Annotated in this window: 8 protein-coding genes; 6 read left to right on the top strand and 2 right to left on the bottom strand. The window is 34.4% G+C overall.

Annotation, left to right across the window (positions count from 1 at the left end; translation table 11 throughout):
* Positions 1-1,106, bottom strand: a 1,106-nt coding sequence (locus tag VNJ50_RS05690) for a DNA topoisomerase (protein WP_325579883.1), incomplete at its 3' end; no start/stop codon positions are given.
* A gap of 127 nt (positions 1,107-1,233) precedes the next feature.
* On the bottom strand, positions 1,234-2,043 hold the full coding sequence (locus VNJ50_RS05685; protein WP_325579881.1) for a DUF1853 family protein: 810 nt from the start codon (positions 2,041-2,043) through the stop codon (positions 1,234-1,236).
* 115 nt (positions 2,044-2,158) lie between these two features.
* Here VNJ50_RS05685 and VNJ50_RS05680 point away from each other — a divergent pair, with 115 nt between their 5' ends.
* The 6 genes from VNJ50_RS05680 to VNJ50_RS05655 form a co-directional block, all read left to right on the top strand.
* Positions 2,159-3,715 carry a DEAD/DEAH box helicase gene (locus tag VNJ50_RS05680; protein WP_325579879.1) on the top strand — a complete coding sequence of 519 codons (1,557 nt, stop codon included), beginning with the start codon at positions 2,159-2,161 and terminating at the stop codon, positions 3,713-3,715.
* Positions 3,716-3,833: 118 nt separating this feature from the next.
* Positions 3,834-4,403, top strand: a complete 570-nt coding sequence (locus VNJ50_RS05675) for a DUF4251 domain-containing protein (RefSeq protein ID WP_325579877.1) — start codon at positions 3,834-3,836, stop codon at positions 4,401-4,403.
* Between the two features lie 379 nt (positions 4,404-4,782).
* Positions 4,783-5,340, top strand: coding sequence for a Crp/Fnr family transcriptional regulator (locus tag VNJ50_RS05670; RefSeq protein ID WP_325579875.1), 558 nt, complete (start codon positions 4,783-4,785; stop codon positions 5,338-5,340).
* Positions 5,341-5,480: 140 nt separating this feature from the next.
* Positions 5,481-6,854: a TolC family protein gene (locus VNJ50_RS05665; protein ID WP_325579873.1), complete on the top strand. Its 1,374-nt coding sequence runs from the start codon at positions 5,481-5,483 to the stop codon at positions 6,852-6,854.
* A 21-nt stretch (positions 6,855-6,875) separates the two neighbouring features.
* Positions 6,876-7,835, top strand: coding sequence for an HlyD family secretion protein (locus VNJ50_RS05660; RefSeq protein ID WP_325579871.1), 960 nt, complete (start codon positions 6,876-6,878; stop codon positions 7,833-7,835).
* A gap of 2 nt (positions 7,836-7,837) precedes the next feature.
* Positions 7,838-8,687 (top strand): ABC transporter permease (locus VNJ50_RS05655; RefSeq protein ID WP_325579869.1); only part of this gene is annotated, 850 nt, incomplete at its 3' end.

Below are 8,687 nucleotides of genomic sequence, written 5' to 3'. Positions count from 1 at the left end.
TTACTTTCAACCCCTGTGGGAATTATAGCGTGGTGATCGGTAACTTTTTTATCATTAAAAACTTTAGGAGATTTTTTGATCTTTTTCCCTAAAAGTGGCGTCGTTAAAGGCGCATATTTTTTAAGATTCTGTAAAATCCCTGAAACTTTAGGGTAAATATCATTTGGTAAAAAAGTGGTATCCACTCTTGGATAAGTTACGACTTTCTGCTCGTAAAGCTTTTGGACAATTTTAAGGGTTTCATCGGCCGAAAATCCAAATTTCGTATTACAATACACCTGAAGTCCGGTAAGATCAAACAATTTTGGAGCGTAGTCTTTTCCTTTTTTCTTATCAATAGAAACAATTTCAAATTCGCTTTCCTTGACTTTATTTGCCAGTAACTCACCATCTTCCATTTTGGTAAAACGGCCTTCTTCATATCCAAACAAAGTATTGCGATACATCGTTTGCAATTCCCAATAGGGTTGGGGCACAAAATTCTCGATTTCCTTAAACCGATTGACGACCATGGCCAATGTAGGGGTTTGTACGCGTCCAATGGACAAAACCTGTTTATAACCACCGTGTTTTAATGTGTATAAACGTGTGGCGTTCATGCCCAAAACCCAATCGCCAATGGCGCGCGAAAATCCGGCATAATAAAGATTGTCATACTGCTCGGAAGATTTTAAATTCTCAAAACCTTCTTTGATGGCTTCTGCGGTCAATGAAGAAATCCATAGCCGTTGTACTTTGCCTTTATAATTGGCTTGTGATAAAACCCAGCGTTGAATCAATTCACCTTCTTGACCGGCATCCCCACAATTGATGACTACTTCTGCCGAATCGAATAGTTTTTTAATAATTCTGAACTGTTTTTCAATGCCTGAATTGCTTACCACTTTTGTTTTAAACTTTTCGGGAAGCATGGGCAAATTGTTCAAATCCCAACTTTTCCAATGCGGTTTATAATCATTGGGTTCCATTAGGGTACACAAATGTCCAAACGTGTAGGTTACTGCATAGCCATTGCCTTCATAGTAGCCATCATGTTTGGTGTTAGCTCCTAAAATAGTAGCAATTTCTCTTGCTACACTTGGTTTTTCCGCAATACAGACTTTCAATTTTAGCGATTTATCAATTAAAAATTAAGGTTTGCAAAGTAAATCCTTTTTGAGCCATAGCGCAAGGATAATTACAAAACACATTGTGCAGTCTTTAAATTTGAAAGGCATTCCAATAACAAAGCAATTACCACCAGATTACAAAAAATTTAGAGAAAACACCGTTTTTATTGAGCCAACATAACGGTGCAATTTGCTTATCGAGCCATTTCTTTATATTAATTACAAAGTCATCGTAATTAATCCATTTGACATTTTCATCAACATCCATCAACCAATCTGTTTTTTCAGGAATATAAAATTGAAACGCTTTAAATTGCTGTAAATCATCTGGTTTTATGTAAAATCCTTTAACACATTTTGGATTTAATTTGAAAAATATATCGTTTTGATAGTCAATTGGTACAAATAATTGGGCTTTAAATAACACAAGTTGTTCAATGTCATTGGGAATAAGGTTTAAATCACCAAGAAACTTTTGGGTTTCTGAATGGTAGAGTAGCGGTAACTGCCGGTTTTTTAGCTTGTTTAATTTTTGAATAAGGTTATCTTTTCTGTTTGGGCCAATCCAATGCGATAGTTCGTCGTTACCAAAATCCGGATCATAGAGGTAAAATTTATAGGCAATTTCTAAATGGATCGGACCGTTTTCAGACATTAACAAGGCATCAATTTCACCAACAGTGCGTTTATTATCTATAATCGTAATGTTTGCAGCCAAAAGCCGAAGGGGTGGAGTGCTGTACTTAATTTGGTGCATTACAAAACGCTCTACCAATTGTCCTAAACGGAGGTTTTTAGGAACTTTTTCATTGAAATCACAAAAAACATAATCACTTAAAAAACATTGCTTTAAGCCGTATAAAGCATTATTGTTCCATAATAAAGGAGTGCGTAAATAGCCTTCAAAATTTTGATGTAAATAATGCGTTTTCATAAAAAGTAAGTGCAAATTACAAATATCTTTTTAATGTTATCATTGCAAGACCATGCTAATACTCATATCTTTGCCCTTCTTATTAAAATTTAACCGCTTTAGTATCTCAAAAAGAATGTCTGAAAAAACAGTATCAGAAACCTTAGAACGTCAAACAGGAAAAGATTTATACAATTATCAAAAGAAAGCCATCGACAAGGTATTTAAGGCCTTTGATGAAGCTCCTGAAGATTATCATTTACTTTATCAATTGCCAACCGGTGGTGGAAAAACCGTCATATTCTCGGAGTTTGTAAGGCAATATTTAAAAAACCACGATAAAAAAGTAGTGATCTTAACACATCGTATTGAGTTGTTAAAGCAAACGTCAAAGATGTTGACAGAATTTGACGTGAGCAATAAAGTGATAGATAGCAAGGCTAATTTGGACGATCAGGCCGAGTACAGTTGTTTTGTGGCCATGGTCGAAACCTTGAACAATAGATTGCAAGAGGACATGTTGGATATTTCTAATGTAGGCTTGGTTATTATTGATGAGGCGCACTACAACTCATTTACCAAACTTTTTAAATATTTCGAAAATTCATTTATTCTTGGTGTCACGGCAACACCCTTAAGTTCTAATAAGGATTTGCCAATGAAGGATAATTACAACGAGTTGATTACTGGTGAAACGATTGAATCGCTAATCGAAAATAATTTCTTGTCGCCAGCAGAAACCTATCAATATAATGTAGGATTAACGTCGTTGGAAGTAGGAGCTAATGGTGATTATACCGTTAAATCTTCAGAAGATTTATATACCAATGCCGAAATGCTCAAAAAAGTAGTTTACGCTTATGAACAGCATTCCTTGGGTAAGAAAACATTGATTTTCAATAATGGGATCAACACGTCTTTACACATATATGATACGTTTAAAAGAGCTGGATATACCATTGCCCATTTAGATAATACGGCAACAAAAAAAGAACGAAAAATGATTTTAAAATGGTTCAAGGAAACGCCGAATGCCATTTTGACTTCCGTAAGTATCTTGACTACAGGGTTTGACGAACCTTCCGTAGATACGATTATTCTTAACAGAGCAACAAAATCGTTGGCCTTGTACTACCAAATGGTAGGACGTGGATCTCGTATTTATAAGGACAAAAAAGTATTTAAAATCATCGATCTGGGAAATAATATGCACCGATTTGGACCATGGGGTGCAGATATTGACTGGCAAAAAATATTTGGCTCGCCAAATTATTATTTGGACAGCATTATCAATGACACTGATATTGAGGCCAATTTTAGATATGAAATGCCGGACGTGATCCGTAAGGAATTCGCTAATTCTGAAGAGGTTTATTTTGATATGAAACAAGCCTATATCGATTCGGTAAACAAAGGCGATTCTTCAAAAGTCCTTTTAGAGCAATCCATTGCGCACCATACCAAAATTTGTGTAGAAAACAGTGAAGATGTTTATGATGCCTTGGCTTTGATGAAATTGCTGGAAGACGACATCAACCATCGTTTGGAACGCTACACACAATGTATTAGCAAAAGTACTTATAACTTTGTGAAATGGCTCCATGACGATTATCGAATGAAACTCCGTGCTTATATCCGTGAAAATTTTGACGCTGTTTTTGAAGAAATTCATGGGTATCCACCAGAAGATTAGATCTGAGAACAAAACACTGATAATGCCATTATAAAACAATAATGGCATTTTTTATAAAGGCTTATAAAAAAGCGAACTTATGACATTATCATTCTATTATTTTTGTAAATTTATAGTTATGAAACGTCTTCTTATATATAACGTCTTTCTTTTAATCCTTATGAGTTGTGGGTCCAACAAACAATTCACGGCCCAGGATAATCAAGCCTATCAACAATTACAGGATTTGGTGGCTTCAAGATCTTTTGAAATAGTTTCTACAAGTGCAAGGCCAATAGCAACTGCAGCATTTACCAAAGTTGCCAATTCGAATATTTTAGGACCTGGAAACAGTGCTGGCAATATTGATATCACATCAAATTCAAATAAACTTACCATTAAAGGCGATAGTATTAGTGGATATTTGCCATATTTTGGAGAACAATCTTTTGGAGGTGGTTATGGTGGAAACCATACCGGTATAGAATTTAAAGACATCCCAAAAGATTATCAGGTTATCCATAATGATAAAAAACATTTCGTAACGATTTCTTTTAATATTACCGATCAATATCGTAAAAGCGATAATTATGCAATAACAATCACGTTGTATCCAAGTTATCGAAGTCATATAAGAGTACAATCCACATCTCGAACTTCAATAGAATATAGTGGACGTGTCAGCACAGTTGAAGATGCTAAGCAATAGTATGAATTTCATTTGAGCAGAATATTCTATTTTACATAATATAAATTATAGTACAAAATATAACGTTTTGTAAAATAAGTTTATTTAGACCAAATGGCTGTAATTTAATATATTAAGTGCTTTTAATATTTTAATTACGCAATTTGCTTTCATTTTTAAATCATCCAAACATTTTATATAAGTTGATATCATACGCCTGAGAAATTATGCTATAATGATCAAAAGTTTGCTCTGTTTCAGTTATCAAATCTTTAAAATCATCAATTTACTATTTCCGATATGTATTTTCAGCAAATTTGCGTTGTAAATGTAAACGTTTAGTAAAACATATTTTGCTTATATTGTAAAAAACTTCTACAGTTTATAACAGTCACTTTTTATGAGCATCACCAACTTTCTAAGCACTTTAGTTGCATTCACACCAGAAGAATTAAAGGATATTCTTTCACATTTTTCCAAAGAATCTATTGTGAAAAATCAGACTTTAGTGCACCAAGGCGACGTTTGTAAATTCCTCTATTTTGTGGAACAAGGCATGGGCAGAAGTTATTATCTCAATGAACATGGTAAGGAAATTACACAGTGGTTTTTTGGCGTTGGGAAATTCATGACCAGTGCCGATAGCTTTTTTCAACAAACCCCAAGTTTATACTATCTGGAAGTTCTGGAAAACACAGTAGTTTACAGCATTTCAAAAGAAAACATCGACCTGCTTTTTGCCAAATACCATAAAATGGAAAAACTGGGACGGCTTGTTACCATTGAAATGCTGACAAAAATGACCAATAAAATTAATGCCATTCAGTTTCAAACAGCACGTGAACGTTACGATTATATGCTTTCTGAATTTCCGGATATTGCTTATCAAGTGCCTTTGGGACATATCGCTTCATATTTGGGAATGACCCAGGAAACCTTAAGTCGAATTAGAAAATAGTATCTATTTTTTTTATTGTTTTATACCGTTTTATATGGATATTTTTTCACCCCTATCTCTCCTACTATAATTTGACATAGGTCAAATGCATTGTTATTTATATTTCTGAATTTTGCATTGTGTTTAAAAATCAATCTATTATGATAACTATTAATAAACTTGCTTTAAAAATCCTGTTTCTTTTTACAATTTTATCACCTTTTGTAAGTAAGGCTCAGCAATTGGATCCTGCTTTGATCGATTTAATTTATAAAGGTCAAAACAAAAACCACGCAATTAACAGCAACCAGTTAGAAGCTGAACAAGCCCAAGTAGATCAACAATTGGCCAAATCTGTTTTTTTACCAAAAATCACTCTTAACGGAAGTTTCACAAGGCTCAATGATGATATTACTTTTGATGATGATACCCAAAACTTACTTTTGGCCACTCAAAAGTTGGTTATTAAGGATGCTATCGGATTGCCGTTTAACTCTCCTTTTCCTGATAATATTCCCTTGACGGACATACCAAATCTGCAAAACAAGAACATCTTAAAATCATCGGTTGATTTGGATTGGGTGTTGTTTAGTGGGTTTGAAGCCAGTAATGCTATAAAAGCCAGTAAGCACAAAGAAACCTCTTTGAATTATTTGGGGATGGTAGAAAAAGATAAAGTGGCAATAGAAATTATTGAAGCTTATGATAAATTAGCATTAATAAAAGCATCCAAAAACGTATTGACTACCACAGAAAACTATTTAAAAGAACAAGAATTTTATATTAAAAAGGCCATTCAAAATGGATTGGCAACGCCTATTAATCGCAAAAAAATTGAATTGGCACAGCAGCAATTGGCTGCCAAACAATTGGAATATAATCATAATAACATTTTATTAATTGAACTTTTGCACCAACTTACAGGCGAAACAAGAGAAAAGTTACAATTACTTGAACCACGTCTTGAACCTACTGCGGTTGATCTTTCAGTTGAAGTTGAAAAGCGCAACGAAATAAAAGCTTTGGAAGAAGCCGAAAAAGCAACCTTGTATAAAGCTAAAATGGAGAAAAACAATTTTATTCCTAAAATAGCAATCAAAGGTCATTATGAGTTTATAGAAGACGATTTATCACTTCTAGATCCCAAATGGTTCATAGGTGCCGGTGTAAAATGGTCTATTTTTGATGGCAACCAATCGCGATTAAAAAGTAAAAAAACACGTTTAGAAAGTGAAATTTACCGTGATAAAATTGAAAACTCAAAAGAACTTATCGCTTTAAGTATTATCAAAGCTGAGCTATCCTACAAATCGGCTTTGCAAAACTCAATAATTGTTGAAAAGGAAATCGAACTTGCCAATGACACTTATGAGATGGTCAACAAGCAATTTAAAAATGATTTGGCATCCATCAATGATGTGCTCGACGCCCTAAACGATGTTGAAAAAGCCAATTTCAAACTTCAGGAATCTTATTTTAACCAACGACGTACAGCTGTAGATTTACTCTATGCTAAAGGCGCTCTTTTATACTAATTTCAAAATAAAAACTAAAAAATGAAAACATATACTCGCATTACTTTATCGCTGCTTACTATTTTGTCATTAAGTGCTTGTAAAAACGAAGAGATTACTCCGAATCGAGGAAAAGTAAAATTTGAAACAGTTTCCATAAGCAGTAAGCTGGCTGGACGAATAGAAAAAATATATGTTCAAGAAGGTCAACTTGTTAAGCAAGGTGATACTTTGGCATTGATAGATATTCCTGAAGTTAATGCAAAATTAATTCAGGCAGAAGGTGCCATAACGTCTGCTCAAGGTCAATTGGATATGGCATTTAACGGTGCTACTTCCGAGCAATTGAGTCAGATTGATGGCCAGCTGAATGCGGCTAAAGCCCAAATGGATTTTGCACAAGAGTCTTTTAATCGATTGCAAAACATGTTTCAGGATTCTTTAGTAAGCCAACAACAATTTGATGAAGTGAAGATGAAACTGAGTATGGCAAAAGCGCAAGTTTCTGGTTTGCAAGCCAAACGCGATGAAGTGACCAAAGGAACACGATTTGAGCAGATTGAACAAGCAAAAGGCCAATTGGACCGTGCCCAAGGTGCTAAACAAGAAGTGCTTTTAGCGGCAGACGAACGCTATGTAATTGCGCCCACAGATATGTCGATTGAGACAATCAGTTTGGAAGAAGGTGAATTGCTAACACCAGGTTATGCGTTGTTTAATGGTTATAAAACCAATGGCGTTTATTTCAGGTTTACAATTCCAGAATCTAGGATATACGACTACAATGTAGGGAATACTCTCACTATTATGAATCCTTATACCAAAGACGAAACCCAAGCTAAAATTATTGCTATTAAACAATTAGCGCAATATGCCGATATCACTAGCACATCGCCATTATATGAATTGTCAGAATCTATTTATGAATTAAAAGTTGTACCAACATCTGATATCTCTGGGCAGAAATTTTTTAACAACGCTACTGTTTTAATAAAAAAATAACCATGAAAAATTTTATAAGTTTAATAAAAATTGAATTTAAACGTATTTTTTCAAACGGTGTTTTAATGGCTATTTTCATTGGTGCTCCAATTGGTTATGGTATTTTGTTTGGCTACGTTTATCAACAAGCAAAAGTTAAGGACTTGCCCATTGTTATTATCGATCAGGATCAAAGTCCGGCAACCGATAAAATCATTGATGCATTCCAAGATAATGAAGGATTGTATGTGGTGGACGTAAGATCGATTCCTGGTAATATTATCAAAGAAATGCCAACCGAACAATACGCCGCCGTAATCACGTTTCCTGCCGATTTTGAGAAAAATATACTTCAGAAAAAACATCCCGAAATTCGTGTCGATTTGAATATGGCCAATGTATTAAACGCAAATACGGCCAGTAATAATATCAATATGGTATTAATGACCATGAATGCGGGCTTTGAAATAGAAGGTCTGAAAAAGCAAGGCATGCACCCTGATCAAGCAAAAATTGCGTACGAAAGTTTTAAAATTAATTTTAACAAATTATACAATTCGGCTGGGAGTTATGTGACGTTCATGTTGCCGGGAATCCTTGCGGCCATCATGCAACAGATTATATTTTTGGCATTGGCATTGGCATTTTCAAGAGATTTTGAAGATGGTTATTTTGAAAATTTGGTAAAAAATCACAAATCGTCATTATATCTTATTGTATTAAAGGCGACACCATTTTTAATCATGTTGCCCATCCTATGGCTGATTGTTGCATCATTTTTTCCATACTTTAAGATTACTGCCGATATCTTTAATTTTCCTATGTTGGTATTGGCCACACTATTAACTTTAGCATCCATCTGTATCGGAATGT

This window comes from Gelidibacter sp. (assembly GCF_035577925.1).
Taxonomy (GTDB): Bacteria; Bacteroidota; Bacteroidia; order Flavobacteriales; family Flavobacteriaceae; genus Gelidibacter.
Note: the sequence above shows the minus strand (reverse complement) of the source record. Positions and strands in the feature narration are given on the sequence as shown.